We start from the raw sequence: 23,499 nt of genomic DNA, 5'->3' as shown, positions 1-23,499 counted from the left end.
ACCATCTACCGGAGACCTCACCCATTTTCGATCTTCGACACGCCGAGCGGTCACGCCAGCTCAGGCACCACCGCCGACTTCGACACAGGCCCTAGTCGTCCTGACGCTTGTCGGTAACGACCTGATAGAGCCCCACGGCCACACCGCCAAGCGTCAGGAGCAGGGAGAGGACCGCCCAACCGACACCTATCTTGTCGTCGGTGAAGATGGAGGCATAGGCGTACACACCGAAGAGGATCGGGGACAGAACGAGGGCCAGGAACTGAACGAGGAAGTCCTTCCCCCTCCACTTCGCCGTCTGCTCGTCGAGGAGGCCCGGAATGACGTAGATGAAGAAGCCCCCCGCTGACATGGGGACCATCCCGAGTTCCGCCTCATGCCACTTCGGCATCCACTGGCGGAGCAGCTCGGAGTACAGCTCCTCCAGATACATCATCGCGATGGAGATGGAGATCGCCCGGGCGATCGCCAGGGAGACGAACACGGGAATCAGCAGGCGGAACATCGAGAAGTCCTGGACCTTCACATTGAAGATCTCCGCCTCCGTCAGGTTGCCGTGCGAGAGCAGCACGAATATCGCGCACGCGAGGATGACGCTCAGGAAACTGCGGTCAATCTTGCGGTTCAGGTTCTCGAAGCTCTCCCTGAGGCCGGTCATGTACACGCGTACGTCCTCGCGCTCCATGCCCTCCTGCGCCAGGAAGAGCTCGACGCGCTCAGCAACACTGCGCTCATTCACCATGGCGCCCCTCGACAGCTGGCTCTGATCTTCAGCGAGAGTAGGCCCCCGTCTCAAGGGGCGACACCGAGGACCTCGGCCGCCCGGTGTCGACAGTCGGGTATCCGCCCCCGGGCAGCGCTGCCGACGACCTCGGCGGTGAACGCACGGCCAGCCGGAATCGCCTTGCCGCCCGGCCTGGCCGTCCCTAGCATCCGCCGGGTGCGGATCCGCGAGTTCCACGAACCGGACTGGGCCCAGGTGTGGCCGATCATCCAGGAGGTGGTCCGGGCCCGGGAGACCTTCCCCTACGACCCGGAGCTGACCGCCGAGCAGGCGTACGACATGTGGGTGGAGACCGCGCCCGGCCGGACGGTGGTCGCGGTCGACGGCGACGTGCTGCTGGGCACCGCGAAGATGGGCACCAACCGCCCCGGGCCGGGCTCGCACGTGGCCACCGCGAGCTTCATGGTGGCCCGCGAGGCGCGCGGGCGTGGCGTGGGCACCGCGCTGTGCCGGCACTCGGTCGACTGGGCCCGCGGGCGGGGGTACGCCGGCATGCAGTTCAACGCGGTCGTGGCGAGCAACGCCGCCGCCGTGCGGCTGTACGGGCGGGAGGGGTTCGCCGTGGTGGGCACCGTGCCCGGCGCGTTCCGCCACCCGGTCGTCGGCCGGGTGGGCCTGCACGTCATGTACCGCGAGTTCTGAGCGACCGCGCAGACGCCGCACGTCGCGTCCCGACGGGGTGGGACGCGACGTGCGGCGGGCACTGTCAGGCGGCGGCCCTGACGGCGGCCTCGGCGCGCAGGTCCTCCTCGGAGGCGCCCCGGCGCCAGTAGCCGGAGAAGGTGACGTGCCGGCGGTTCAGGCCGCGCTCGCCGACGAGGTGCCGGCGTACGGACCGCACCATCGAGGACTCGCCGGCGATCCAGGCGTACGGCGTGCCGGCCGGCAGCCGGGCGGCACGTACCGCGTCCGCCAGCAGGCTGCTGCCGGGGGCGGTGCCGCCGCGCACGATCCAGCGCACCTCGGCCCGCGCCTCGGTGGGCAGTTCCTGGATGTCCGCCGCGTCGGGGACCTCGATCCAGGCCTGCACCGGGGTGCCGGCCGGCAGCCAGGCCAGGATCCCGGCGGCGGCCGGCAGCCCGGTCTCGTCGGCCACCAGCATGACGGAGTCGGTGCCGACCGGCGGGCGGAAGCAGACGCTGCGGTTGTCGTGCACGGCCGGACCGAGCAGCACCACCCGGTCGCCCGGCAGGGCGTGCCGGGCCCAGCGGGAGGCGGGGCCGGTGTCGCCGTGGCTGACGAAGTCGATGTCCACCTCGGCCAGCTCGGGACGCTGCTCCCGGATCGTGTAGGACCGCATCACCGCGCGCACGTCGGGGTCCATGGCCCGGTAGGCCCCGAACCAGTCGCCGCCCGCCTCGACGGGGAGCACCGGTTCGGGCTGGCCGGGGTGCGGCAGGAACAACGAGACGCTCTGGTCCCGGCCGCCGCCGGCGAAGTCGACCAGCTCCGGCCCGCCGAGGGTCACCCGGACCAGGGAGGCCCCGACGCGGCGGGCGCCGACGACCTGCGCGGCGAAGAAGCGGTACTGGACGGCGACGGCGGTGGTCATGCCGTGACCTTCTTCGCGCCCTTGATGGCGGTGGCCAGGTTCTCCAGCAGTGGCGCGGCGCCGGCGTACGAGAAGCGGGGCACCGCGTCCCACGCGGCGATCTGGTTGGCCTTGACCGCCGGCAGCTGCTGCCAGGTCGGCTTGGCGGCCAGGTCCTTGGGCTGCAGGGCGGTGCTGCGGTTGTCCAGCAGGAGCAGGTCGGCCGGGAACTTGCCCGCGTTCTCCCAGCTCAGCGCCTCGAAGTAGTCGCCGGCCTCCAGCTTGGTGGGTACGACGATGTCGACACCCAGCTCGGCGAAGTACATCAGGTCGGTGCTGACCTTGGGGTTCGAGGCGTAGAACAGGTCGGGGCTGCCGGAGCAGGCGAGCACCTTGATGCCCGGGTTCGCCTTGACCGCCTGGCGGACCGACTCGGCGGCGGCCTCGAAGCGGGCCTTGGCGTCGGTGACCTTCTTGGCGGACAGGTCGGCGCCGAGGGACTCCGCGAGCTGCGCGTACCGTTCGATCGGCTTGGTCATCGGCACCCGGGCGGTGGTCACGGTGACGGTGGGGGCGAGCGGCAGGATCTTGTCCTTGCTCTCGTCCGGCACGTACCAGAAGGCGCCCGGGTCGTACATGTGGGTGACGAGCAGTTCGGGCCGCAGGGCGGCGTACTTCTCCAGGTTGAACTCGCCCCAGACGTTGCCGAGGATCTCCACGGACTCGATGTTGAGGTCGCCGGCCTGCGGGTCCTTGCTGCCGTCGGCGAGCTTCGTCTCGCCGAACACCCCGACGATCTGCTTGTCGAGCCCGAAGTCGACGAGCGCGGCGGCGACCCCCGTGAAGGCGACCACCCGGGCCGGCCGGGTGGGGGCGCTCACCTTCTCGTTACGGTCGTCGGTGAACGACCACGGCCCTTCGGAGCCCTTGGCGGCGGGGGTGGCGGAGTCCTCGTCCCCGCCGCAGCCGGCGAGCAGGGCTGCCAGGGTGGCGGCGCCACCGGCGGCGAGCAGGCCCCGGCGGGAGAGGCGGCGGGCGGACACGGGATGCGACATGGCGGTGTCTTTCGATCAGGGGTCGGGCGAATGACCATGGACAGCGGGGTTAGGTTAACCTAACCTAAACGGCTGTCAAGTCCCGTTCGGAAATCCGCACCACATCGGAGCCCACACTGTCCGCCACCCTCTCCCCCCGCGTCGGAGCCCCGCCGGCCCCACCGGAACCGCCGGCAGCGCGCCGGCCCGGCCGGGCCGCGCTGCGGGCCGCCGGCCTCGCGGCGTCGGTGCTGCTGCTCGCGGCCGTCGCGATGCTCAGCATCGCCGTGGGCGCCAAGCAGCTCCCCCTCACCGACGTGTGGCAGGGCCTGCTGTACCACGACGCCACGGAGTACGCCGTCGTGCACCACATGCGGCTGCCGCGTACGCTGCTCGGCCTGCTCGCCGGGTCGGCGCTCGGCGTCGCCGGGGCGGTGATGCAGGCGCTGACCCGCAACCCGCTCGCCGATCCCGGCCTGCTCGGCATCAACGCCGGCGCCTCGGCGGCGGTGGCCACCGGGGCGCTGCTGTTCGGCATCGGCGGCGTCGGCGGTCAGGTGTGGTTCGCGCTGCTCGGCGCGGCGGCCGTGACCGCCGCCGTGTACGCCGTCGGCGGCGGACGCGGGGCGACCCCCGCCCGGCTGGCGCTGGCCGGCGCGGCCCTCAACGCCACCCTCTACTCGTACGTCAGCGCGGTCATGCTGATGGACGCGGCCTCGCTGGAGCGGCTGCGGTTCTGGACGGTCGGCTCGCTGGCCAGTGCCGAACCGTCGACCGTACGCACGGTCGCCCCGTTCATGGCGGCGGGCCTGCTGATCGCCCTGGCCGTCGCACGGCCCCTCAACGCCCTGGCGCTCGGCGACGACGCGGCGCGCGCCCTCGGCGCCCGGCCCGCACTCATCCGGGGCACCGTCATCGCGGCGATCACGCTGCTCTGCGGCGCCGCCACCGCCGCCTGCGGGCCGATCGTCTTCGTCGGGTTGCTGGTGCCGCACCTGGTCCGCGCGCTCACCGGTCCGGATCTGCGCTGGCTGCTGCCGTACAGCGCGGTGCTGGCGCCCGTGCTGCTGCTCGGCGCCGACGTGCTGGGACGGGTGCTGAGCCGCCCCGGCGAGCTCCAGGTCGGGCTCGTCACCGCCGTGGCGGGCGGGCCGCTCTTCCTCTGGCTGGTGCTGCGGGGGCGGGTGGCCCACCCGTGATCACCCTCCGTTTCGGCGACAGCCTGTCCCTGCGGCTGCGTCCCCGCGCCATCGCCGTCGGCGTCGCCTGCGTGCTGCTGGCCCTGGCGCTGAGCGTGCTCGCCATCGGCAGCGGCGACTACCCGATGAGCCCCGCCGACGTGCTGCGCGCCCTCACCGGCCGGGGCACCCCGGCCGAGGAGTTCATCGTCACCGAGCTGCGGCTGCCCCGGGTGGTCACCGCGCTCTGCGTCGGCGCCGCGCTGGCGCTGGCCGGCGCCGTCTTCCAGTCGCTGGTACGCAACCCGCTGGGCAGCCCCGACATGCTCGGCTTCACCCAGGGCGCGGCGACCGGGGCCCTGGTCGTGGTGGTGCTCGGCGGCAGCAGCCTGGCGCTGGCCTCCTCGGCGGTGGTCGGCGGGCTGGTCACCGGCGCGCTGGTCTACGGGCTGTCCTGGCGCCGCGGCGTGCACGGCTACCGGCTGATCCTGGTCGGCATCGGCACCATGGCGATCCTCACCGGGGTCAACGGCTGGCTGCTCACCCGGGCCCCGCTGATGGACGCCGCCCGCGCCGTGCTCTGGCTCACCGGCAGCCTCGACGGGCGCGGCTGGTCGAACGCGCTGCCCCTGCTGTTCGCGCTGGCGGTGCTGGTGCCGCTCCTGCTGGTCGGCTACGGGCCGGCGATGCGGCTGGTCGAGATGGGCGACGACAGCGCCGCCGCCCTCGGCGTACGCGTGGAGCGGCTGCGGCTGGTCGTGCTCGCGGCGGCGGTGCTGCTGGTCTCCCTGGCGGCGGCCGGCGCCGGCCCGGTGAACTTCGTGGCTCTCACCGCGCCGCACCTCGCGCGGCGGCTGACCCGGGCCCCGGGGCCGAACCTGCTGCCCTCGGCGGCCGTCGGGGCCGTCCTCCTGGTCGGCGCCGACCAGCTCGCGCTGCGGGCCTTCCCCGGCCACCAGCTGCCGGTCGGCGTGGTGACCGGCGTGCTCGGCGGCGCCTACCTGGTCTGGCTGTTGGCCACCGAACGCCGGGCCGGCCGGCTGTGACCGGGCACGACCGACGGCCCACCCACGACGAGATCGGAGCACCGAGCATGACGTCCCGGCTGAGCGGCACCGCGATGACCCTCGCCTACGAGCGGCGGACCATCGCGCAGGACCTGACCGTCGAGGTGCCCGATCGGTCCTTCACGGTCATCATCGGCCCCAACGCCTGCGGCAAGTCGACCCTGCTGCGGGCCCTGTCCCGGCTGCTGAAGCCGGCCGCCGGGGCGGTGCTGCTCGACGGCGAGGACATCCACCGGATGCCGGCGCGGGGCGTCGCGCGCACCCTCGGCCTGCTGCCGCAGACGTCCGTCGCGCCGGACGGCATCGGCGTCGCCGAACTCGTCGCCCGCGGCCGGTACCCGCACCAGGGGCTGCTGCGGCAGTGGTCGCGTGAGGACGAGCGGGTGGTCGCCCAGTCGATGGCCGCCACCGGCGTGGCCGACCTGGCCGACCGGCCCGTCGACGAGCTCTCCGGCGGGCAGCGGCAGCGGGTGTGGATCGCCATGGCGCTGGCCCAGCAGACCCCCCTGCTGCTGCTCGACGAGCCGACCACCTACCTGGACATCGCCCACCAGATCGAGGTCCTCGACCTGTGCGCCCGGCTGCACGAGGAGCAGGGCCGCACGCTGGTGGCGGTGCTGCACGACCTCAACCACGCCGCCCGTTACGCCACGCACCTGATCGCGATGCGCGAGGGGCAGGTGGTGGCGGCCGGGGCGCCCCGGGAGGTGGTGACGGCCGAACTGGTCGGGGAGGTCTTCGGGCTGCCCTGCCGGGTGATCGACGACCCGGAGACCGGCACCCCCCTGGTCGTCCCCGCCGCCCGCCGCAGGGCCGCCGCGAGCGTCCCGCCGATCACCGCCGCCGCGAAGTGAGGGACCCGATGCGTGAGCCCGTCCGCACCTACCACCAGGACGTCGACGGCTTCGGCCGGGTGACGATCCGTCCCCTCGACCCCGACACCGACATCGACCTGATCCACTCCTGGGCCAGCCAGGAACGCGCCCGGTTCTGGGGCATGCGCGAGGCCGGGCGGGAGCGGGTCGAGGAGATCTACCGCTACCTCGACTCGCTGTCCACCCACCACGCGTGGCTGACCCACCGCGACGGGCGGCCGGTCGCGCTGTTCCAGACGTACGAGCCGGCCGCCGACCCGGTCGGCGAGTGCTACCCGGTCCAGCCCGGCGACCACGGGGCCCACCTGCTGATCGGTCCGGCCGACACGGCCGAGCGGGGCTTCACCGGCACGCTGTTGCGGGTGTTCCTCGACTTCGTCTTCGCCGACCCGCGACACCGGCGCGTCGTGATGGAGCCGGACGCGCTCAACGAGAAGGCGGTGAACCGGCTGCTGCGCACCGGGTTCGTCGCCGGGCCGCTGATCGACCTCGACGGCAAGCGGGCCCGGCTGCTCTTCCTCGACCGGGAGACGTTCGAGGCCGGCCGGCCCTGACCGCGCGACGACCGCCGGGTCCTCGCGGATCGGGCAGGCGGTCGGGTCGCGATCCGCGTTCCCCGGGCGGGTGCCCGCCCGGGGAACGCCGGGGCTCAGCCGCCCGGTCGCAGCACCCGGCCCGGGCCGGCGACGTTGTCCGCCGCGGCCTGGCTGCGCTGGGTGCCGGTGACGCAGACGTCGTCGCCGAGGAAGGCCTCCCGCCACACGTAGCCGGCGACGCAGGTGTGCGGGCCGTACGGGCCGTTGACCCAGCGGCTCGCGGCGACGGAGTTGTCGGCGAGCACCTGGGAGCGGGTCGCCCCGGTGACGCAGACGTAGTCGGACTGGTCGGCGTCGCGCCAGACGTATCCGCTGACGCAGGTGTTCGGCCCGGAGACCAGGCGCGCCGGGTTGCGGCGGCTCGCCGCGGCGGCGTTGTCCGAGGCGGCCTGGGTGCGCTGCGCGCCGGTGACGCAGACGTCGTCCCCGGCGTACGCCTCACGCCACACGTAGCCCGAGATGCAGGTGTGCGGGCCGTACGCGCCGTTGGTCCAGCGGCTCGGGGCCGCCGCGTTGTCCGCCCAGACCTGGCTGCGGGTGGCCCCGGTGACGCAGACCAGGTCGCCCGGCCGGGCCTCCCGCCAGACGTACCCCTGCAGGCAGCGGTCGACCACGTCGGTGGTGACGGTGACGGTCGCGGCGTTGCCGGACACCGAGTTCACGCTGACCTGCACGCCGTTGGCGTTGATCGACTGGGCCGGGCCACCGCCGGGCCCGGTACGCAGCAGCGTGGGCGTGCCGTTGCGGACCTCGTGCAGCAGGACCGTGTCGGCCGGGATGCCGGCGCTCCAGCCGGTCTTCCGGCGGAACTCCACCGTGTAGTAGTGGAAGAGGTCGGCCGGGTCGAACGGGATCCGCACCAGCAGCGGCCCGCTCGCCGACGGCACCTCCAGCGGGGCCAGCGTGATGCTGCGCGAGCCGACCCCGTCGGCGGCCATCGTGAACACCCGGTTCTTCGGCAGCCAGCCCAGCTCGTCGCGGTGGAAGGCGTTGAGCCCGACCGCGCTCGTGCCGTAGTTCGCGGTCGCGAAGGCGTAGATGTGCATGGCGCTCATCTCGTCCCAGGGGTCGTCGTACTCCCCCGGCTGGGACCACGGCGCGTTCTGGTAGGTGGTGTCGTTGGAGAACGAGTGCCCCAGGTTGTAGCCGTGCAGCATCTCGTGGGCGGCGAAGCCCACGTTCCAGGCGCCCGGGTCGAGCAGCACCCGTCCGCCGGCGGCACCGGAGTCGACCCAGTCGTTGAGCATGACGGCGGTACGGTGTCCGGCGGGCACGGTGTAGCCGTTGGCGGCGGCGGTGTCGACGCAGCGCTGGATGCGGGTGCCGCGGTCGATCGACTGGAACTGCGTCAGGGTGTACGACATCGTGTACCAGCCCCGTACCGCCGAGCCGGCCAGCGACACCCGGCCGCCGGACTGGTCGGCCAGGTAGTCCGCCACTCCCGAGGTGCCGAGGCCGGCGTCGGTGAGGAAGTTGGCGAAGAACGACGGCGTCTTCGGCTCGGCCGGCTTGTCGCTGAACTTGCAGAGCAGCACCGACCAGGGGGTGTTGTTGCGGATCGGGCTGGCCGCCGCCGGTCCCGTCGCCGCCACCACCGTCCCGAGGACGGCGCAGCTGAGCGCCACGGTCGCCGTGGCGACCCGGCGCAGGAGGTTGGATCCCACTCGTACTCTCCGTTTCCGTCGGCCCGCACGGCGCGGGCCAGTGGGAGACATCTGAGCACCGTTCGCAACCACCCCGATGCGGTGAGTCACATTGGCGACGGGCAGGAATCCGACTCGCCCGCCGCCGGGCGGTCGACCCTGCCGGCAGCCCGCCGCGCACTCCCAGGTCAGGCGCTCGCCGAGGGCGCCCGCTCAGGCCGCGTCGCAGCGCTCCGAGAGCGCGTAGCGGACCAGCACGACGTCCCCGATCTGGCGGGTCTCCGCCACCCTGGCCCGGCGGCCGGGGTGCCAGGGGAACCGCCCGTCGCCGACGAACCGGGGCGCCCGCCGGTCGCCGACGAAGAACGGGGCCAGGACCAGGTGCAGCTCGTCGGCGAGGCCGGCGGTGAGGAACTGCCCCAGCACGCTCGCCCCGCCCTCCACCATCAGCCGGCCCACCCCCCGCTCGGCGAGATCCGCCACCGCCCACGCCGGGTCCACCGGCTCGCCCGCGTCCACCACGGTGGCCCGGCCGGCCAGCCGCTCCCCCGTCTTCCCCACCGCCGGGGTGGCACAGTAGACGATCCGCTCGGTGTCTCCCGTGGTGAAGAAGCGGGCCGCCGGGTCCAGGTCGCCGCAGCCGGTCACCGTCACCCTCGTCGGCGAGGCGGGCAGCCCCCGCGCGACACGGTCGGCGCGGCGCCGCGCGGAGCGGACCAGCAGCCGGGGGTCGTCGCGGCGGACCGTGCCCGCGCCGACCAGGATCGCGTCGCAGCCGGCCCGCACCTCGTCGACCCGGTCCAGGTCGGCCTCGTTGGACAGCAGCAGCCGCTGCCCGCTGGCGTCGTCGAGGTAGCCGTCGAGCGACGTCGCGCAGCTGAGCAGCACGTACGGGCGCTCAGTCATGGACGAAGGGCAGGTCGAGGGCGTGCCCGCCACGCCCGGCCTTGGCCGCCAGGTAGCCGGCGTTCGCCTCGGACAGGTGCACCCCGGTGGGTACGCGCGTGGCGACCGCGACCCCGAGCCGGGCCAACTGTGCCGCCTTGTCCGGGTTGTTGCTCAGCAGGGCGATCCGGTCCACGCCCAGGGCGGCGAGCATCTGCGCGGCCACCGTGTAGTCCCGCTCGTCGGGCCGGTGCCCCAGCGCCAGGTTCGCCTCGTACGTGTCCAGCCCCGCGTCCTGCAACGCGTACGCGTCGAGCTTTGCGTACAGGCCGATGCCGCGTCCCTCCTGCCGCAGGTAGAGCAGGTAGCCGCCGGCGACGGCGATGCGTTCGACCGCCTCGCGCAGTTGGGGGCCGCAGTCGCAGCGCCGGCTGCCGAACACGTCGCCGGTCAGGCACTCGCTGTGCGGGCGGACCAGTGGCGGCGAGGAGCGGTGTGGCGCGCCGCCGTCGGCGGGTCCGACCCGGTCGCCGAGGCCGAACGCGAGGTGCTCCCGGCCGTCGGCGAGGTTGTGGAAGGAGAACACGCGGGCGGTGGTGTGGTATCCGTCGGGGAACCGCAGCGGCACCGTGACCTGCGTACGGACGGTGGCGGCGGGCGGCGCTTCGGACATCGGGCTCCTCGTCAGTCGGTGGGCACTCGGGCACGGCGGACCAGCAGGACGGCGGCGCCGGGCAGGCTCGCGGCGAGCACCAGCGCCCCGTACACCGTGGCGGTGGCGACGCCCTCGGCGGCGCTCAGGCCGGCGGCGCCGAACGCCCACGCCGCCACGCCCTCACGCGGGCCGAAGCCGGCGACGTTCGCCGGCACCCCCATGGCCAGCAGCGCGAGCAGCGTCAGCGGCACCAGCAGGGCCAGCGGCGCGGTGGAACCGGCGGTACGCGCGGCCAGCACGAACGTGGCCAGGTGGCCGGCGACGGCCACGGTGGAGGCCACCAGCACGCCCAGCCAGGCGCGCCGGCCGAGCAGCCCGCCGCGGACGTCGGCCGCCGCCGTACGCGCCGCGCGCGCCCACCGCGACGGCCCGGCGGTGGGCAGCGCGCGGGCGAGCAGGACGACGCCCAGCCCGGCCGCCACCAGCAGCGCGGCCACCACCGGCAGGTGGGGCCGCACCGGCGACGGGAGGACGGCGAGCACGACCACCGCCACGGCGGCCAGCACGACCTGGCCGGTGGCGCGTTCCCACACCACCGCGCGCACGCCGCGCCCGACGTCGCCGACGTCGCGGCCGTGCCGTACGGCCCGGTGCACGTCGCCGAGCACGCCGCCGGGCAGCGTCGCGTTCAGGAACAGCGCCCGGTAGCAGTGCGCGACCGCCGTCGGCAGCGGCAGTCGCACGCCGAGCCCCGCCGCGACGAGGCTCCACCGCCAGGCACAGCAACCCGTGGTCACCGCCCCGATGCCGACGGCGGTGGCCAGCGCCGGTACGTCGATCAGGCGCAACCCGGCGAGGAACGGGCCGGTGCCCAGCCAGCCCAGCAGGACGGCCAGCACGCCCCCGCCGCCGAGCAGCCGCGCCCAGGGCCAGCACCCGCGCGCCGCCATCCGGGTCCTCCCCCGACGCTCGCCCCGCCGATGCGCACGTGCCGGCGGGGCGCCCGGTTCACCCACAGCCGGCCAGCAGGTCGAGATGGTCGACCAGGACGTCGAGCCGGCCGGCGGCGATCTCGGCACGGCGACGGCGGGCGTACGCGCGGGTGGGGCCGGTCAGCTCGGGCCGCTGCTCGCAGGCGGCGTCGAGCCAGCCGGTGAACCACTCGCCGGCCAGCTCCGCCTGCTGTGGGCCGAGCCGCCACGGGCTGGGTCGCAGGAGCACGTCGACGCCGTGCCGGGCGAACGCCGCCGCGCAGGCGTGCACGGCGTCCGGCCCCAGCAGGGTGCGCCCGTCGACCGTACGACGCTGGTGGTCGTCGAACGCGGCGGCGACCGGCCCGTCCCAGGGATCCGCCGGGCTGAGCCGGACCCGGCCGGTCACCGACAGGGCCAGCAGGGCCGGGCGGCCCACCGTGGCGCAGACCGCGACGAGCCGCTCGACCTCCGCCGCGGTGAGCATGTCCAGCAGCGCGGACGCGGTGAGCAGCGACGCGTCGGCCAGGTCGGCGGCGGTCAGCCGGGTGAGGTCGCCGCGTCGGGTCTCGGCGGTGACCGGGGCGCCGTCCCCGGCGGTGGCGGGCATCCCGGCGGCCGCACGGGCGAGCAGGTCGGCGTCCCGGTCGTGCAGGATCCAGTGCTGCGGGCCGGGCAGCAGCGGCGCCAGCCAGCGGGCCATGGACCCGGTGCCGGTGCCGAGGTCGTGCACGACGAGCGGCCCGGCGCCGGAGAGCCGGCGGCGGACCACGTCCACCAGGTCCGCGGCGCGGGCCGCCGCGTCGGCGGGCTCCCGCAGCGCCAGCCAGCGCGCGAAGTCCGGCGGCAGGTGCCCCGTCACGCCGCCACCGCCCCGGCCAGCACCGCGCCCGTGACGCTCGCGGGGACGGCCCAGTCGTCGAGCGTGCGCCGTCGTTCGCGCGCCGCCCGCCGCAGCGCCCGGCGCAGGTCGGGCTCGCCGAGCCAGCGCCGCAGCGCGCCGGCCAGGGCCGCCGCGTCGTCGGGCGGCACGAGCAGTCCCGGCGTCGCGCCGTCGGGTGCGCGCCCCAGGGCCTCGGGCACCCCGCCCGCCGCCGTGGCGAGCACCGGCACGCCGCGTGCGAGGGCCTCGGTGACCACCATCCCGTACGTCTCCCGGCGCGACGGCAGCACCAGCAGGTCGGCGGCGGCGTACGCGGCGTGCAGGGCCGCCCCGGTGCGCGGGCCGACCAGGCGCACCCGGTCGGCGAGACCGTGCCCGCCGACCTGCCGGCGCAGGGCCGCCACGAACCCCGGGTCGCGGCTCAGCGGCCCCACGCAGACGCAGCTCCAGGGCAGGTCGGCGACGGTCGACAGCGCCTCCACCAGCACGTCGTGCCCCTTGTGCGGGGCGAGGGCGGCGACGCAGAGCAGGTGCCCGCCGGCCGGCGACCCGGGCGCGGGCGGGGCCGGGTCCACGCCGGGCCGGGCGACGTGCACCCGGCCGGCCGGCAGCGCGTACCGGTCGAGCAGCCGTTGCCGGGTCCACTCGCTGGTGGTGACGACCGCGACGGCGGCGGCCAGAGCGGCGCCCTCGGCGTCGTGCTCCAGCGGCAGGTGCACGAGGACGACGAGGCGCAGTCGCCGGGCGTGCGGGCCGAGCACCTCCGGCACGCACGAGGCGACCAGCCCGTCGAGCAGGACGCACGCCCCGTCGGGCAGCGCCGCGAGCACCCCGGCGACTCCGGCGCGCGCGGCCCGGTCGGGGTGGGGCCAGTCACCGGGTACGGCGTGCTCGCGGACCGTCCAGCCGGCCGCCGCGAGCCCCCGGCAGAGCCGGCGGTCGTAGCCGTTGCCGCCGCTCGGCTCGGCCGGGTCGTCGACGTCGTTGGGCAGCACGACGTGCACCGTCGCCACTCAGAGCGACCGTTCGTAGCTGGCCCAGGCGACGTGCGACTCGTGCAGCGTGACGGTGATGCCGGCCAGGGCGTGGGCGCCCGCGCCCAGGTCGCCGGCGCGTACCCGCTCGGCGAGGCGGTCGGCGACCGTGCGGGCCAGCACCTCGGTGGTGGTGTTCACCCCCGCGAACGCCGGGTCGTCGTCGAGGTTGCGGTAGGTCAGCTCCCCGAGCACCGCCCTGAGCTGGGCGGTGGCCAGCCCGATGTCGACCACCACGCCGTCGGCGTCGAGGTCGGGGCGGCGGAAGGTGGCGTCGACGACGAAGGTCGCCCCGTGCAGGCGCTGTGCCGGGCCGAACACCTCGCCCCGGAAGCTGTGGGCGATCATCATGTGGTCTCGGACGGTCACGCTGAACACGGGTCACTCTCCGTCGTAGGTGATGAGGTGGCACAGTGCGGGGAGGCTGCCGGCAGCCAGTCGGGCCAGCACGTCGGGCAGCTCGGCGAAGCGGGACTCGCCGGTGAGCAGCGCGTCGAAGGCGGGATCGGCGAGCAGCTCCAGGGCGAGCGTCAGCCGGTCGGTGAGGCTCCGGCTGCCCCGCCGGGCCGGCGCGACGGCGCCCACCTGGCTGCCGCGCACGGTCAGCCGACCGGAGTGGAACGCCCCGCCCAGCGCCAGCGCGACGGTGCGGTCGCCGTACCAGCTCAGCTCGACGACCGTGCCCTCCGGCCGGAGCAGTTCCAGCGAACGTTGCAGGCCGGCGGCGGTGGCGCTGGCGTGCACCACGAGGTCGCGCCCGCCGGCCGCCCCCTCCGGCGGGGCGAAGTCGACGCCGAGCGCGGCGGCCACCCGCGCCCGGGTCGGGTCCGTGTCGACCAGCTCCACCCGTACGCCGGGGAAGCGGGCCAGCAGCGCCGCCACGCAGCAGCCCACCATGCCGCCGCCGACCACGCTCACCCGGTCGCCGACCAGGGGCGCGGCGTCCCACAGCGCGTTCACCGCCGTCTCCACCGTCCCGGCGAGCACCGCGCGGGCGGGCGGCACCGCCTCGGGTACGGGCACCACCGCGCCGGCCGGCACCACGTACGCGCTCTGGTGCGGGTGCAGGCAGAAGACCGTCCGGCCGCGCAACTCGGCGGGCCCCTGCTCGACGACTCCCACGTTGAGGTAGCCGTACTTCACCGGCGCCGGGAAGTCGCCCTCCTGGAACGGGGCACGCATCGCCGCGTACTGGTCGGCAGGGACGCGGCCGGCGAAGACCAGCGTCTCCGTGCCCCGGCTGACACCCGAGTACCGGCTGCGCACGAGCACCTCGCCCGGACCGGGGGCGGCGAGCGGCACCGACCGGATCTCGCCCGTGCCGGGCGTACGCAGCCAGAAGGCGCGCGCCTCACCGGTCACCGGCTTCTCCTCACCCGCGTCCGGGGCGAACCGAACGGCGATGTTTCCCGTAGTTCCTGTCGGAAGTCGTCGATGATAGACACGGAGGTACGGTGCCCACGGTTCGAAACGGTCCCGTGATCGGATTCATCGTCCAGATTGCTCTGTTGGCGGCGCTGGCCGCGACGGTCGGCCTCGGGCCGGCGGGCTGGCTCGCCGGGACCGCGTACGGGGCGGTGCTGTGCCTGACCCTCGACCGGGGGCTGCGCGGGTCGGGTGCGCACCGTCGGGCGGGCGGGCGGCTCCAAGCCGGCCTCGGACCGGCCGACCGGGTGACGCTGGCCCGGGCGCTCCTCGTCGGTGCCGTGACGGCGCTGACCGGGGACGCGCTCGCCGTCGACCGGCCGGCGGGCGGCGGGGTGCTGGTCGCCCTGACCGCCGTGGCGCTGGCCCTCGACGCCGTGGACGGCCACGTGGCCCGGCGTACCGGCACCACCAGCGCACTGGGTGCGCGCTTCGACATGGAGGTGGACGCGTTCCTCATCCTCGTCCTCGGCGCGGCCGTCGCGCCCACCGTGGGCGCCTGGGTGCTCGCCCTCGGCGCGATGCGGTACGCGTTCGTCGCCGCCGGGTGGGCGCTGCCCTGGCTGCGTCGGCCGCTGCCACCGAGGTACTGGCGCAAGGTCGTCGCGGCGGCGCAGGGCGTACTGCTGCTGGTCGCGGTGGCCGGGGTGCTGCCCGGGCGGGGCGAGGCACTGGTGCTGGCGGTCGCGCTGGTCCTGCTCGTCGAGTCGTTCGGCCGCGACGTCGGGTGGCTGTGGCGGCACCGAGCCGCCCGGGAGGTGCCGCCGGGCGTCCCGCACCGCCGGCCCCGGCCCGCGCCGGTACGCCCCGACCTCGTCACCGCCCATGACTGACCCGAGCGCGCCGCCACCCGCCGCCGACCGGACCTCGTCGCCGGCCGCCGTCGCCCGTCCACCAGCCGCAGCGCCTGGCCGTACCGCCGACGGAGCGGGCGGGCGGCGACGGGGCGCGGCGCGGGCGACGACAGCGCTGGCCGCCCTGCTGGTGCTGGCCGCCCTGACCGCGCCCCACCAGCCCGCCCGGCTCACGCCCGGCGCGTTCGTGCGGGTACCCCTCGAAGGGCTGCTGGTCGTCGCCCTGCTGCTCGCCCTGCCGCCCCGCGCGCGGCGGCCGGTGGCGGCGTTCGCCGGCGCGTTGCTCGGGCTGCTGACCCTGCTGAAGGTCGCCGATCTCGGTCTCCTCGCCACGCTCGGCCGCCCCTTCGACCTCGTGCTCGACTGGGCCCTGCTCGACGACGCGCAGGGTTTCCTCACCGACGCGGTCGGCCGGGCGGGCGCCGTCGGCGCGACCGTCGCGGCCGGGCTGCTGCTCGCCGCGCTGCTCCTCGCGACCACGCGGTCGGTGCTGCGGCTGACCCCGCTGCTGGTCCGGCATCACGCCGCCACCCGGCGCACGGTCGCGGCGCTGGCGGTCGTCTGGCTGCTCTGCGCCGCGTTCGGCGTGCGGGTGTCGCCCGGTGTGCCGGTGGCCGACGCCGCCGCGACCGACCTGGTCGGCGCCCACGTGCTACAGGTACGCGACCGGCTGCGCGACCGCGAGGTCTTCGCGGCCCAGGTCGGCGTCGACCCGTTCCGGGACACCCCCGGCGACCGCCTGCTCGACGCGCTACGCGGCAAGGACGTGGTGGTCGCCTTCGTGGAGAGCTACGGGCGCGACGCCGTGGAGGACCCGGAGTACGCCCCGAGTGTGGGTGCCGTGCTGGCCGACGGGGACCGCCGGTTGCGGGCCGCCGGCTTCGCCTCCCGCAGCGGCTTCCTCACCTCGCCGACCACCGGCGGCGGCAGTTGGCTGGCCCACGCCACGCTGCTGTCCGGGATGTGGGTCGACAACGACCAGCGGCACCGCAGTCTGCTGGCCAGCGACCGGTTGACGCTGGGCGGCGCGTTCCGGCGGGCCGGGTGGCGCACGGTCGGCGTGATGCCGGCCGCCACCCGGCCGTGGCCGGAGGGGGCCTTCTTCGGCTACGAGCGCTTCTACGACGCGCGCAGCCTCGACTACCGGGGGCCGAAGTTCAGCTACGCCCCGATGCCGGACCAGTACACGCTGGCGGCCTTCGAACGGCTGGAGCGCTCCCGGGCGCAGCGTGCCCCGGTGATGGCCGAGATCGCGTTGGTGTCCAGCCACTCCCCCTGGACCAGGATCCCCCGCCTCGTCGACTGGTCCCGGGTCGGCGACGGGACCGTCTTCCACGACGCGAGCACCGGCAACCCGTCGTCGCAGCCGCGCGCCGGCTACCGCCGGTCCGTCGAGTACTCGCTCGGCACCCTGGTGTCCTATCTGGAGACCCACGGCGACGACGACCTGGTGCTGGTCTTCCTCGGCGACCACCAGCCCGCCCCGGTCGTCACCGGCGCACGGGCGAGCCGTGACGTCCCGGTCACCGTCGTCGCCCGCGACCCGGCGGTGCTCGACCGGATCTCGGGGTGGGGCTGGGACGACGGGCTGCGGCCGGGCCCGCGCGCGCCGGTCTGGCCGATGGACGCCTTCCGGGACCGGTTCCTCACCGCCTTCAGCGGCTGACGTTCCGGCCGGAAGCCGGGGGCCGGACGCCACGGCGGCGGCGCGTGGCCGCTCCGCGAGGTCGGCCGGTGTCAGCCGTCCGGGCGCGGGCCGGACGGCGTCGCTCGCGTTCGGCCACGATGCGCCCGCCGGTCGGCGGGTCGCCCCGGTCAACGGGGTGCCACGAGGCCGGCGTAGTCGTCGGCGGCGAGGGGACGCCGGGACAGCGACCCGTCGGCGCGCGGCACCCCCAGCGGGGCCCCGCCCCGGAAGAACCCCACGGTGTCGACGTCGGAGCGGGCCGTGAGCGTGCAGACGATCTGCCCGAAGGCGAGGACCTCGTCGCTGCGGCCCGTCTCGTCGCCGGCCCCGCCGAGGTCCACGTCGACCTCGGTGCCGCGCGGCCGGGCGACGGCCACCGGCACGGCCCCGGGCAGGGCCGTCGTGAGACCGGTGTCGCGTTCGGCGGCGGTCGGGCCGGCCAGCAGGTGCTGGAGCTGGGCGTCGACGGTGGGCGTGCCGTCGACGCGCCGTTCGACGCGGACCAGCCGGTCGTCCCGTACGAAGCAGAGGACCTCGGTCGCTCGCCCCGCCGTCAGGGTGGGGCTCGGCGTGGAGACGACCACCCCCGGCGAGGGGAACGGCCCGGGCGGGGGCGCCACGACGCGCGGGGTGTCCTCGACCGATACGCCGCAGCCGCCCAGCAGCCCGAGGACGAGCAGCGCGCCGCCGACGCCCCGCCACCGGCCCGCCCGCCTCACCCACGACCGGCCCACGGGCGTGCGGCGGGTCATCGCAGTGCCCCGGGCAGTTCGACCCGGAAGCGGGCGCCCGCGCCGGAGCGGTCGCCCGCGCTGGCGCTGCCCCGGTGCGCGGCGGCGTGCTCGGCGACGAGGGCCAGCCCGAGGCCGGTGCCGTCGCCGTCGGCACGCGAGTTCGCGGCCCGGCCCCGGACGAAGCGGTCGAAGATGATCTCCCGGTCCTCGGGGGGCACGCCCGGCCCCTCGTCGTCGACCTCGACGATGCCCGTCCCGTCCCGCTGCGACAGTCGCACCGCCACCGGCCCGCCGCCGTGGCGCAACGCGTTGTCGACCAGGTTGGCCAGGATCTGCTCGACCCGGCGCTCGTCGACCAGCCAGGTGGGGGCGGTGTCCCGGGCCGTCCACACGAGCGTGTCCGGCAGGCCACGCGCCCGGCAGGCGCGGCGGGCCAGGGCCGCCACGTCCACCGGCGTACGGTCGACCGGCTGGTCGCTGCGGGCGAGCTGGATCAGGTCGTCGACCAGCTGCTGGAACCGGGTGATCTCGTCGGCCACCAGCTTTGCGGCGGTGGCGGTGCGGTCGTCGAGGTGTGCCCGGCGACGGGCCAGGACGCTGGCCGCGGCGGACAGCGTCTGCAACGGCGAGCGCAGCTCGTGGCTGACGTCGGCGGCGAAGCGGCGGTCCCGTTCGATGCGCCGGGACAGCTGGTCGACCATGTCGTTGAACGACGTGGAGAGCCGGGTGAGGTCCGGGTCGGTGGTCGCCGCGAGCCGGGCGGAGAAGTTGCCGGCGGCGATCTCCTGCGCGGCGTCGGCGACCGCCGTCAGGGGCCGCAGGCTGTGCCGGGTGGCGTACCAGCCGAGGGCTGCGCCGGAGCCGGCGACCACGATGGCGACGGCGGTCAGCGCCAGCGCCAGGACCCGCAGGGTCTGGTCCAGTTCGCGCAGCGACGTCAGCTCGTAGTAGCTGGTGGACGGTGCCAGCGGCAGGCCGACGAGCAGGGTGGGCTGGCCGTTGACCCGGACGCGCTGCACGGCCGGTTCCCCGGCGTGGACGAGCTGTTGCAGGTCGACCGGGATGGCGGCGGTCAGGCCGGCGTCGGCCGTGCGCGCGTACCAGTCTTCGCCGCGGTGCAGCAGCGGCCGGCGGTTGCCCCCGGTGTCGAGGGAGCGCAGCACCTCCACCACGTCGGGGGCCTCGGTGTCCAGGCCGCTACGCACCACCGCCGCGTCGAAGTACGCCACCCGCACGGCCGTACGCTCCCGCTCCTCGAGCAGTGACCGCCGGGTCAGCTCGTACGAGACCAGCGCCATGGACGCGGAGAGCAGCAACGCGCCGACGGCGAACCCGGCGGACACCCGGGCCCGCAGTCCGAGCCGCCTCACCGGGTCAGCTTGTAGCCGAGGCCGCGCAGGGTGACCAGGTGCCGGGGGTTGCCCGGATCGTCCTCGATCTTCTGCCGCAGCCGACCCACGTGCACGTCGACGAGCCGCTCGTCGCCGGTGTCGTAGCCCCAGACCCGTTGCAGCAGCTGGTGGCGCGACAGCACCCGGCCGGCGTGCTCGGCCAGCTCGCACAGCAGCCGGAACTCGGTACGGGTGACCGGCACCGGCCGGCCCGCCAGGCGTACCTCCCCGGCGTCCGGGCTGATCTCCAGCTGCCCGAAGGTGAGCACCGGTACGGGATCGGGCGCCGCCCGGGCCCGACGACGCAGGGCCCGCAGCCGCGCCGACAGTTCCTTGATCGCCACCGGCTTGACCACGTAGTCGTCGGCCCCGGCCTCCAGCGCCGCGACGATGTCGTGGGTGTCGTCGCGGGCGCTGACCACCACGATCGGCACGTCGTCGTCGCGGCGCAGCCGTCGGATGCACTCGAAGCCGTCCAGACCGGGCAGCATCAGGTCGACCAGTACGGTGTCGGCCGGCTCCCGGCGCTGCCTCGCCAGCCCCTCCTCGGCGGTCGCCACGCCCCGGACGCGGTAGCCCTCGTCCTCCAGCGCGAGCAGCAGCGCCAGACGGATCCGGTCGTCGTCCTCGATCACCAGCACGTCCGTCATACCGGCATCATCCCCAAGACGTCGAGCGCCGCCCAACCGCGTCCGGCGTTCGACGTTTTTGTCACGCAACTGTCATGCAACCGCGTGGCCGGCGCCACGGGCGGCACCGAGGGTGGTGGGGCACAGCGAGGGCTGGCTGTCGTCGGCCGGCCGGTCCCGCGGGAGGGGATCAGAATGACCGTCGCCGGTCTCGTCACCGCGCTCGCCGTCGGTCTGCTCGTCGCCGTCGTGGGCTGGTGGCTGACGCCGCGCCGCCGGGAGGTGCCGGTCTGGCTGGCGCTGGTGGCGGGAATCGTCACCGCGCTGCTCGGTGTCATCCTGGCCCGCATCGTCGGCCTCGACATCGACCGCTCCGACGCGTGGCGTGTCGGCGTGCCGGCCGGCTCGGCCGTCCTCGGTGTCGCCCTCGTGGCGGCCACGGCCGGCGGCCCGCGACGCGCCGCCGTCGCGCCGCCGGGAGCGGAGCGGGAACCCGACACCGCCCCGACGCCGCCGGTCGCGGGCCGGCGCCTGGCCCGTCCCGACCTCCCGTGGAGGAAGACACCATGACCGTCGTACCGGACGAGCACCTGATGACGTTGATCTGCGACAGCTGCGGGGACTCGACCACGGGCACCGCGTGCGTCCTGCCCGACGCCGAGGTCGTCTGGACCCTGGTGGCCGAACACGGCTGGAGCGGCTCGCCGTTCGCCACGGGTCCGCACCGCTGTCCCCGGTGCAGCCTGCCGACCGTCGGCGTGGGCGGCGACGTCACCGGGCCGGGCGGGCAGCCGGGCGGGGTGCTCGGCGTGGACCACCTCGACGACGTCCCGGTGGTCACGGCTCCCGGGGACACCGACGTCGACGAGCTGCGGCTCGCCCTACGCGAGGCCGTGGACGTCTGCGGGCACGTGGTGGTCGACCTGACCCGGGTCCGCCTCATCGACGCCGGCGGGCTCGCGCTGCTCGTCCGGGCCCACCGCGACGCCCGCGAGCGCGGTGCCGTGCTCTGCCTGGCCGCCCCGTCCCGCTTCATCCGCACCGTGCTGCACACCATGCGGCTCGACGGGCTGTTTCCGGTCTTCGCCAGCCCGGAGGAGGCCGTCCGCCGGCTCTCCCCGGGCGGGGCCGCCGGGTTGACGGCAGCCGGCGCCGGGCCGGGCTCGCGCGGGCTCGCCCAGACGGCGGTGTCCGACGCGGTGTCCCGCTGACCCGACCTCCTTCCGGCCCCGGGGCGCACCCCGGGGCCGCAGACCGTCCGAGAGGAAACACCATGCGCACTCCCTGGCCGTACCCGGAAGAAGGCGGCTTCCGCCCCGAGCCGCCGGGACCCGCGCCGGACGACGAGGACGGCCAGCTGGCGGCACTGGTCGCGCAGCGGTTGAGCAGCGACTGGGCCACCCGCCGCCAGCAGATCGTGGTGACCGTGCAGAACCGCGTGGTCATCCTCGCGGGCATCGTGGCCGGTCCGGAGAACCGCCGGGTGGCCGGCGAGATCGCCTGGGACGTCCCGGGCGTCGTGGACGTCTGCAACGCCCTGCGGCTCGTCAGGTCCCGTCGGCCCCGCCTCTGACCCGCGGCGTCAGGCCGCGGGCTGGTCGACCGGGCAGGCGTACGCCGTGCGACCGCCCAGTTGCCAGGCGCGCACGACGGCCCCGCAGCGACGGCAGGTCGGCCGCTTGTAGACCCACCGCTCGTCGGGCGCCGCCGGGTCGCTGACCACCTGGCCGGCGTCGCGGCCCAGCGTGAGGTACTCCACGGCGAGTTCCCACAGCCGACGGGCGGACACCGGCCCGACAGCCCGGGCGGCCGGGTCGAGGCCGGCGAGGAAGAGCAGCTCGGCCCGCCAGGCGTTGCCGAGGCCCGCCCACACGGCCTGGTCGAGCAGCGCCGCGCCGACCGCGCCCCGGGCGGCGTCGAGCCGGCGTACGGCCTCCTCGCCGTCGGCGTCGGCGCGCAGCGGGTCAGGGCCGAGCGAGGCCCGCAGCACGCGCTCGCCGCCGGCCGGGAGCGGTTCGCAGCGGATGGGCGCGATCAGGTCGTACGCGACGCCGGCGCCGGCCAGGCGCAGCCGCACGCCCGGGCGGGGCGGGACGGCCGGGTCGTCGTGGCGCAGGAACAGCCCGCGCATGCCGAGATGCACGTGCAGGGCCGGCGCGTCGTCGACGTGGTAGAGCAGGTGCTTGCCGTACGCCTCCACCGCCCCCAGCCGCCGCCCGTCGTACGGGCCCGGGTCCAGGCGCCCCTGCGGGCTGGAGACGGCGAGGACCTGCCCGGCGAGCGCGGCGTGCTGCTCGCGCGCGTACCGGTGGACGAGGTGGCCCTCGGGCATGCGTCGGCGTACCCGGGGGCCGCGCACGGAAACGGCGCGCCGGACGGGGAACATCGCCGATCGGTCCGGAGTTGTCCCATTCGTGACCGATTCCGTCCCGCACCCGCGGCTGTTCGACATCCGGCGGATCTACGTGGAGCCGGAGGCCGCCGCGCTGCCCCGTGGGCGGGCCGTGCTGGAGCGTTTCCCCGACGCTGAGCGCGTCGAGGTCGAGAGCCACTCCCGCATCCCGGAGCTGTACGGGGACGAGACGAACGTCGCCCGATGGGTGCGGATCAAGACCGAGGCCCTGGTCCTGGGCGTCAAGAAGTCCCTCAGTGCCCGCCCGAACGGCCGCTCGGCCGACTTCATCGCCCCGTCCACGGCGAACGGCTGCGCGATGGCCTGCGCCTACTGCTACGTGCCGCGCCGCAAGGGCTACAGCAATCCGGTGACGGTCTTCGCCAACATCGACCGGATCAGCGGCTACCTGCGCCGGCACGTGGGTCGGCAGGGCGTGAAGGGCGAGCCGAACCAGTGCGACCCGACCGCCTGGGTGTACGACATCGGCGAGAACTCCGACTGCTCGCTGGACGCCCGGATCTCCGACAACGTCCGCGACCTGGTGACGCTGTTCCGGGACCTGCCCACGGCGAAGGCGACGTTCGCCACCAAGCACGTCAACCGCGACCTGCTCGACTGGGACCCGCAGGGTCGTACCCGCGTGCGGTTCTCGCTGATGCCGGCCCGGGACGCGAAACTGCTCGACATCCGGACGTCCCCGGTCCCGGAGCGGCTGGCCGCCATCGACGACTTCGTCGCGGCCGGCTACGAGGTGCACGTCAACCTCAGCCCGGTGGTCGTACGCGACGGGTGGCTGGACGACTGGGCGGAGCTGTTCGACCAGCTCGACGACGCACTCGGTCCGCGCGCCAAGGCGCAGCTCGCCGCCGAGGTCATCTTCCTGACCCACAACGACCGGCTGCACGAGGTGAACCTCGGCTGGCACCCGAAGGCCGAGGAGGTGCTCTGGCGGCCGGAGTTGCAGCAGCCGAAGCGGTCCCAGACGGGCGGGTGGAACGTGCGGTACCGCACCGGCCGCAAGGGCGCGTACGTGGCGGCGTTGACGGACCTGCTCGCCGCGAAGGCGCCGTACTGCCGCGTCCGCTACGCCTTCTGACCGGCGTCTTTTCCCGTAACGCAGTTCAGGGTCACCCCGAAGGGTGACCCTGAACTAGAAGATTGTCCGGCGGTGTCCTACTCTCCCACACCCTCCCGAGTGCAGTACCATCGGCGCTGGAGGGCTTAGCTTCCGGGTTCGGAATGTAACCG

24 protein-coding genes, 1 rRNA gene and 1 pseudogene are annotated in these 23,499 nt (G+C 75.1%); 10 read left to right on the top strand and 16 right to left on the bottom strand.

Features of this window, described 5'->3' with window-relative positions:
* Positions 1 to 91: 91 nt before the first annotated feature.
* The gene (locus ACGFIG_RS30470; protein WP_393008788.1) at positions 92 to 739 is read right to left on the bottom strand and encodes a hypothetical protein; all 648 of its coding nucleotides are present in this window, start codon (positions 737 to 739) and stop codon (positions 92 to 94) included.
* Positions 740 to 940: 201 nt separating this feature from the next.
* Here ACGFIG_RS30470 and ACGFIG_RS30465 point away from each other — a divergent pair, with 201 nt between their 5' ends.
* Positions 941 to 1,426: a GNAT family N-acetyltransferase gene (locus ACGFIG_RS30465; RefSeq protein ID WP_393008786.1), complete on the top strand. Its 486-nt coding sequence runs from the start codon at positions 941 to 943 to the stop codon at positions 1,424 to 1,426.
* A 64-nt stretch (positions 1,427 to 1,490) separates the two neighbouring features.
* On the opposite strand, the gene ACGFIG_RS30460 is transcribed toward ACGFIG_RS30465, so the two are convergent.
* Entirely contained in the window at positions 1,491 to 2,336 is an 846-nt protein-coding gene (locus ACGFIG_RS30460) for a siderophore-interacting protein (RefSeq protein WP_393008784.1), read from the bottom strand.
* Positions 2,333 to 3,370, bottom strand: coding sequence for an ABC transporter substrate-binding protein (locus ACGFIG_RS30455; RefSeq protein WP_393008782.1), 1,038 nt, complete (start codon positions 3,368 to 3,370; stop codon positions 2,333 to 2,335). Before ACGFIG_RS30455 ends, ACGFIG_RS30460 begins: the two co-directional genes overlap by 4 nt.
* 92 nt (positions 3,371 to 3,462) lie before the next feature.
* On the opposite strand from ACGFIG_RS30455, the gene ACGFIG_RS30450 reads away from it, so the two are divergent.
* The 4 genes from ACGFIG_RS30450 to ACGFIG_RS30435 are packed head-to-tail and all read left to right on the top strand — an operon-like array spanning position 3,463 to position 7,023.
* On the top strand, positions 3,463 to 4,548 hold the full coding sequence (locus tag ACGFIG_RS30450) for a FecCD family ABC transporter permease (RefSeq protein WP_393008790.1): 1,086 nt from the start codon (positions 3,463 to 3,465) through the stop codon (positions 4,546 to 4,548).
* Positions 4,545 to 5,573, top strand: coding sequence for a FecCD family ABC transporter permease (locus tag ACGFIG_RS30445; RefSeq protein WP_393008780.1), 1,029 nt, complete (start codon positions 4,545 to 4,547; stop codon positions 5,571 to 5,573). Before ACGFIG_RS30450 ends, ACGFIG_RS30445 begins: the two co-directional genes overlap by 4 nt.
* A 47-nt stretch (positions 5,574 to 5,620) precedes the next feature.
* Positions 5,621 to 6,448: an ABC transporter ATP-binding protein gene (locus ACGFIG_RS30440; RefSeq protein ID WP_393008778.1), complete on the top strand. Its 828-nt coding sequence runs from the start codon at positions 5,621 to 5,623 to the stop codon at positions 6,446 to 6,448.
* Between the two features lie 8 nt (positions 6,449 to 6,456).
* On the top strand, positions 6,457 to 7,023 hold the full coding sequence (locus ACGFIG_RS30435; RefSeq protein WP_393008776.1) for a GNAT family N-acetyltransferase: 567 nt from the start codon (positions 6,457 to 6,459) through the stop codon (positions 7,021 to 7,023).
* A 95-nt stretch (positions 7,024 to 7,118) separates the two neighbouring features.
* Here ACGFIG_RS30435 and ACGFIG_RS30430 read toward each other — a convergent pair whose 3' ends face one another.
* From ACGFIG_RS30430 to ACGFIG_RS30395, 8 genes are all read right to left on the bottom strand, one after another.
* Complete coding sequence (locus ACGFIG_RS30430) at positions 7,119 to 8,729, bottom strand: hypothetical protein (RefSeq protein WP_393008774.1); 1,611 nt, start codon at positions 8,727 to 8,729, stop codon at positions 7,119 to 7,121.
* A 192-nt stretch (positions 8,730 to 8,921) separates the two neighbouring features.
* The gene (locus ACGFIG_RS30425; RefSeq protein WP_393008772.1) at positions 8,922 to 9,614 is read right to left on the bottom strand and encodes a RibD family protein; all 693 of its coding nucleotides are present in this window, start codon (positions 9,612 to 9,614) and stop codon (positions 8,922 to 8,924) included.
* Positions 9,607 to 10,266: a GTP cyclohydrolase II gene (gene ribA, locus ACGFIG_RS30420; RefSeq protein ID WP_393008770.1), complete on the bottom strand. Its 660-nt coding sequence runs from the start codon at positions 10,264 to 10,266 to the stop codon at positions 9,607 to 9,609. The genes ACGFIG_RS30425 and ribA overlap by 8 nt, the downstream gene beginning before the upstream one ends.
* 11 nt (positions 10,267 to 10,277) lie before the next feature.
* The gene (locus ACGFIG_RS30415; RefSeq protein WP_393008768.1) at positions 10,278 to 11,198 is read right to left on the bottom strand and encodes a YbhN family protein; all 921 of its coding nucleotides are present in this window, start codon (positions 11,196 to 11,198) and stop codon (positions 10,278 to 10,280) included.
* Between the two features lie 58 nt (positions 11,199 to 11,256).
* The gene (locus tag ACGFIG_RS30410) at positions 11,257 to 12,081 is read right to left on the bottom strand and encodes an SAM-dependent methyltransferase (protein WP_393008766.1); all 825 of its coding nucleotides are present in this window, start codon (positions 12,079 to 12,081) and stop codon (positions 11,257 to 11,259) included.
* Positions 12,078 to 13,115 (bottom strand): glycosyltransferase family 4 protein, encoded by a 1,038-nt coding sequence (locus ACGFIG_RS30405; RefSeq protein ID WP_393008764.1) that lies wholly within the window; start codon positions 13,113 to 13,115, stop codon positions 12,078 to 12,080. Before ACGFIG_RS30405 ends, ACGFIG_RS30410 begins: the two co-directional genes overlap by 4 nt.
* Positions 13,116 to 13,514, bottom strand: coding sequence for a 6-pyruvoyl tetrahydropterin synthase family protein (locus ACGFIG_RS30400; protein WP_393008762.1), 399 nt, complete (start codon positions 13,512 to 13,514; stop codon positions 13,116 to 13,118). It abuts the gene before it with no gap.
* A gap of 3 nt (positions 13,515 to 13,517) precedes the next feature.
* Entirely contained in the window at positions 13,518 to 14,498 is a 981-nt protein-coding gene (locus ACGFIG_RS30395) for a dehydrogenase (RefSeq protein WP_393008760.1), read from the bottom strand.
* Positions 14,499 to 14,590: 92 nt separating this feature from the next.
* Between ACGFIG_RS30395 and ACGFIG_RS30390 the strand changes: the two are divergent.
* A pseudogene (locus tag ACGFIG_RS30390) lies at positions 14,591 to 17,081 on the top strand (CDP-alcohol phosphatidyltransferase family protein).
* Between the two features lie 149 nt (positions 17,082 to 17,230).
* Here the strand turns inward: ACGFIG_RS30390 and ACGFIG_RS30385 are convergent.
* Genes ACGFIG_RS30385 through ACGFIG_RS30375 form a run of 3 tightly spaced genes read right to left on the bottom strand, consistent with a single transcriptional unit; the run spans position 17,231 to position 19,877 of the window.
* Positions 17,231 to 17,854 carry a GerMN domain-containing protein gene (locus tag ACGFIG_RS30385; RefSeq protein ID WP_393008759.1) on the bottom strand — a complete coding sequence of 208 codons (624 nt, stop codon included), beginning with the start codon at positions 17,852 to 17,854 and terminating at the stop codon, positions 17,231 to 17,233.
* Positions 17,851 to 19,206 (bottom strand): sensor histidine kinase, encoded by a 1,356-nt coding sequence (locus ACGFIG_RS30380; RefSeq protein WP_393008757.1) that lies wholly within the window; start codon positions 19,204 to 19,206, stop codon positions 17,851 to 17,853. The genes ACGFIG_RS30385 and ACGFIG_RS30380 overlap by 4 nt, the downstream gene beginning before the upstream one ends.
* Positions 19,203 to 19,877, bottom strand: coding sequence for a response regulator transcription factor (locus ACGFIG_RS30375; protein ID WP_393008755.1), 675 nt, complete (start codon positions 19,875 to 19,877; stop codon positions 19,203 to 19,205). Before ACGFIG_RS30375 ends, ACGFIG_RS30380 begins: the two co-directional genes overlap by 4 nt.
* A 174-nt stretch (positions 19,878 to 20,051) precedes the next feature.
* Here ACGFIG_RS30375 and ACGFIG_RS30370 point away from each other — a divergent pair, with 174 nt between their 5' ends.
* The 3 genes from ACGFIG_RS30370 to ACGFIG_RS30360 all read left to right on the top strand — a co-directional run bounded on the left by ACGFIG_RS30370 (position 20,052) and on the right by ACGFIG_RS30360 (position 21,429).
* A complete protein-coding gene (locus tag ACGFIG_RS30370; protein WP_393008753.1) occupies positions 20,052 to 20,426 on the top strand; it encodes a hypothetical protein in 375 nt (124 codons plus the stop codon).
* The gene (locus ACGFIG_RS30365; RefSeq protein WP_393008751.1) at positions 20,423 to 21,067 is read left to right on the top strand and encodes an STAS domain-containing protein; all 645 of its coding nucleotides are present in this window, start codon (positions 20,423 to 20,425) and stop codon (positions 21,065 to 21,067) included. The genes ACGFIG_RS30370 and ACGFIG_RS30365 overlap by 4 nt, the downstream gene beginning before the upstream one ends.
* Positions 21,068 to 21,129: 62 nt before the next feature.
* Positions 21,130 to 21,429: a BON domain-containing protein gene (locus ACGFIG_RS30360; RefSeq protein WP_393008749.1), complete on the top strand. Its 300-nt coding sequence runs from the start codon at positions 21,130 to 21,132 to the stop codon at positions 21,427 to 21,429.
* A gap of 9 nt (positions 21,430 to 21,438) precedes the next feature.
* Here ACGFIG_RS30360 and ACGFIG_RS30355 read toward each other — a convergent pair whose 3' ends face one another.
* Complete coding sequence (locus ACGFIG_RS30355) at positions 21,439 to 22,188, bottom strand: DNA-formamidopyrimidine glycosylase family protein (RefSeq protein ID WP_393008747.1); 750 nt, start codon at positions 22,186 to 22,188, stop codon at positions 21,439 to 21,441.
* Positions 22,189 to 22,270: 82 nt separating this feature from the next.
* Between ACGFIG_RS30355 and ACGFIG_RS30350 the strand changes: the two genes are divergently transcribed.
* Positions 22,271 to 23,347, top strand: coding sequence for a spore photoproduct lyase family protein (locus ACGFIG_RS30350; protein ID WP_393008745.1), 1,077 nt, complete (start codon positions 22,271 to 22,273; stop codon positions 23,345 to 23,347).
* Positions 23,348 to 23,411: 64 nt separating this feature from the next.
* Here the strand turns inward: ACGFIG_RS30350 and rrf are convergent.
* Positions 23,412 to 23,499: ribosomal RNA gene (gene rrf, locus ACGFIG_RS30345) — 5S ribosomal RNA — on the bottom strand; the annotation flags it as partial.

Source organism: Micromonospora sp. NPDC049048, assembly GCF_043197615.1.
GTDB lineage: Bacteria > Actinomycetota > Actinomycetes > Mycobacteriales > Micromonosporaceae > Micromonospora.
The sequence above is the reverse complement of the archived record's forward strand: the minus strand, read 5'-3'. Positions and strand labels throughout refer to the sequence as shown.

Excerpts from the sequence above, each read along its gene's own strand:
- ACGFIG_RS30385 (WP_393008759.1), bottom strand. The coding sequence starts at position 17,854 with ATGACCCGCCGCACGCCCGTGGGCCGGTCGTGGGTGAGGCGGGCGGGC.
- ACGFIG_RS30370 (WP_393008753.1), top strand. The coding sequence starts at position 20,052 with ATGACCGTCGCCGGTCTCGTCACCGCGCTCGCCGTCGGTCTGCTCGTC.
- ribA (WP_393008770.1), bottom strand. The coding sequence starts at position 10,266 with ATGTCCGAAGCGCCGCCCGCCGCCACCGTCCGTACGCAGGTCACGGTG.
- ACGFIG_RS30355 (WP_393008747.1), bottom strand. The coding sequence starts at position 22,188 with ATGCCCGAGGGCCACCTCGTCCACCGGTACGCGCGCGAGCAGCACGCC.
- ACGFIG_RS30455 (WP_393008782.1), bottom strand. The coding sequence starts at position 3,370 with ATGTCGCATCCCGTGTCCGCCCGCCGCCTCTCCCGCCGGGGCCTGCTC.
- ACGFIG_RS30360 (WP_393008749.1), top strand. The coding sequence starts at position 21,130 with ATGCGCACTCCCTGGCCGTACCCGGAAGAAGGCGGCTTCCGCCCCGAG.
- ACGFIG_RS30440 (WP_393008778.1), top strand. The coding sequence starts at position 5,621 with ATGACGTCCCGGCTGAGCGGCACCGCGATGACCCTCGCCTACGAGCGG.
- ACGFIG_RS30365 (WP_393008751.1), top strand. The coding sequence starts at position 20,423 with ATGACCGTCGTACCGGACGAGCACCTGATGACGTTGATCTGCGACAGC.
- ACGFIG_RS30460 (WP_393008784.1), bottom strand. The coding sequence starts at position 2,336 with ATGACCACCGCCGTCGCCGTCCAGTACCGCTTCTTCGCCGCGCAGGTC.
- ACGFIG_RS30415 (WP_393008768.1), bottom strand. The coding sequence starts at position 11,198 with ATGGCGGCGCGCGGGTGCTGGCCCTGGGCGCGGCTGCTCGGCGGCGGG.
- ACGFIG_RS30435 (WP_393008776.1), top strand. The coding sequence starts at position 6,457 with ATGCGTGAGCCCGTCCGCACCTACCACCAGGACGTCGACGGCTTCGGC.
- ACGFIG_RS30375 (WP_393008755.1), bottom strand. The coding sequence starts at position 19,877 with ATGACGGACGTGCTGGTGATCGAGGACGACGACCGGATCCGTCTGGCG.
- ACGFIG_RS30425 (WP_393008772.1), bottom strand. The coding sequence starts at position 9,614 with ATGACTGAGCGCCCGTACGTGCTGCTCAGCTGCGCGACGTCGCTCGAC.